This is a genomic window from Amycolatopsis rhizosphaerae (genome assembly GCF_007713715.1).
GTDB lineage: Bacteria > Actinomycetota > Actinomycetes > Mycobacteriales > Pseudonocardiaceae > Amycolatopsis_E > Amycolatopsis_E rhizosphaerae.
Window position 1 is genome coordinate 1 of sequence record NZ_VJWX01000770.1, and the last position, 2,037, is coordinate 2,037.

The 2,037-nt window shown below is 74.1% G+C and carries 2 protein-coding genes; both read right to left on the reverse strand.

Annotated elements, in window-relative coordinates:
• The coding region (locus FNH05_RS36630) for a glycosyltransferase family 2 protein (protein ID WP_144593415.1) at nucleotides 1-1,126 on the reverse strand (1,126 nt) is incomplete at its 3' end.
• A complete protein-coding gene (locus tag FNH05_RS36635) occupies nucleotides 1,123-2,025 on the reverse strand; it encodes a glycosyltransferase family 2 protein (RefSeq protein ID WP_144593416.1) in 903 nt (300 codons plus the stop codon). The genes FNH05_RS36635 and FNH05_RS36630, both read right to left, overlap by 4 nt.
• Nucleotides 2,026-2,037 lie beyond the last annotated feature (12 nt).

Here is a 2,037-nt window from a genome sequence, read left to right on the forward strand (position 1 = left end):
GGGTGCGGTCGCCGTCGCGGACGAGGACCTGTGCCGCGCGGTAGTGTCCCACCGCCCGCGGCGGCACCGTCAGCTCCCGCGGCAGGGACCGGACGTCGACGGTGGCCACGTGGATCGGCCCGTGCACCAGCTTCGGCGTGCCGGTGCCGGTGAACCTCCTCCTCCGCCGCCGCGCGGCCTTGCCGCGCAGGTAGCCGCCCGCGGTCGCGCCGACCACGGTGCCCAGCGCGACCACCCCCGTGGCACCCGAGCCCTCGCCCCGCAGCAGGCGCGCGGATTCCCGCAGCACGGCGAGGCTGATCACCTTGCGCACGTAGTCCCGTTCGGTGGACAGCGCCTCCTCGGCGCCGACCGAGCGGGAGACCAGTGCCTTCGACAGGCCCTCACCCCAGCCGCGCCGCCGCAGGTAGCGCCAGGTCAGCCGGTCCGGGGTGACCCGGTGACGCACCAGCGCCTGTGGGCGGAACAGGATCCGCGCCCCGGGCGAAGCCTGCGAAAGCCGGATGCACAGCTCGGTCTCCTCGCAGCCCAGCGGCGTGCGGCCGACCCGTCCGAGGTCCTCGGTGAACAGCCCGGCGAGGACGAACGCCTCCCGGCGGAAGGACATGTTGCAGCCCATGAGGTTCCGCACCGGTGTCTCGGTGACCGGCTGGCCGGTGTAGGTGCAGCCCACCACCCAGTCCAGTTCCCCGGTCCCGTCGTCGCGGTCGCGGTGCCGGGCGGGCAGCAGCGCGGGCCGCCTGCCGCCGGGCCAGCGCGGCCGGGCGGCACCTCCCACCGCGAGCACCCGCGGGTCCCGGTAACCGGCCAGCAGTTGCGCGAGCCAGTCGGGCTCGGCCACCGCGTCGTCGTCGAGGAACGCGATCACGTCGCCCTTGGCCAGGCCGATCGCGGTGTTGCGGGCCCCGGAAAGGCCGCGCTTGCCCGCGTTCTCCACCACGGCGACGCCGTCGAACCCGGCGGCGGCCCGCCCGGCCAGCTCCCGGTTGTGGTCGATCACCACGATGATCTCGTCCGCGGGCACGGTCTGCTCCCGCACCGAGGTCACCGCCGCGACCAGATCCTCCCAGCGGCGCTCGGTGTAGGCGCAGATCACCACCGAGGTGGTCGGGGCCTCGGTGCTCATGCCGGCTCGCCCACGCTGTCCGATGCCGCGTCGAGCAGCGGGGCGGGGGTGAACCGGCCGAACCGGCGGGTGCGGCGCTGCCGTCCCACGCGCTGCCATTCGGCGACGAGGGTGCGCAGCACCCGCCCGCCGTCGCTGAAGGTGCGCAGGTTGGTCTCGCCGTGAATGCGCTTCCGTTCCACGCTCGGCACTTCGGTGATCCACAGGCCCAGCGCGGCGACCCGGCAGTTGATCACGGTCTCGATCTCGAAGCCGTCGCCCCACAGCATCCGCTCGCCCGGCGGGGCGAACACCGGCGGGAGGGACAGCATCGGCACCAGATCCCGCCAGAAAGCGTTGTAGCCGTAGCAGAGATCGGTGAACGCGCCGCTGAACAGCGTGTTGCTCAGCCGGTTGAGGCCCGAGTTGCCCGCCGCCCGCAGCGCGGTGATGTCGTGGCTGCCGCCGCCCGGGGCGAACCGGCTGCCCTTGGCGAAGTCGGCACCGCCGACCAGCGCGTCGACGAACCGCGGGATCTCCGCGGGGTCGGCCGAGCCGTCCGCGTCGAACATGACGACCACGTCCCCGGAGGCGGCGAGGAAACCGCAGGCCAGGGCGTTGCCCTTGCCGCGGCGGGTCTGCTGGATGACGCGCACGCCGGGCAGCGCCTCGCGGGCCGCGGTGGGGGTGTCGTCGTCGGAGTGGCCGTCCACGACGAGCACCTCGTGGACCGGCGGGAGTTCGGGCAGCACCTCGCGGAGGTTGGCGGCCTCGTTCTTCGCGGGCACCACGATCGTCACGTCCGGTTCCAGGCGGCGCCGGGGCGCGCGCCTGGCGGCGAAGGCGATGGCATCGCCGAGGTTTTCGTACCCGGACGGCGAAGCGGTCTCGGCGGGGCGCGGGGAGTCGTTGATCGGCACGCGCGGTTCCTC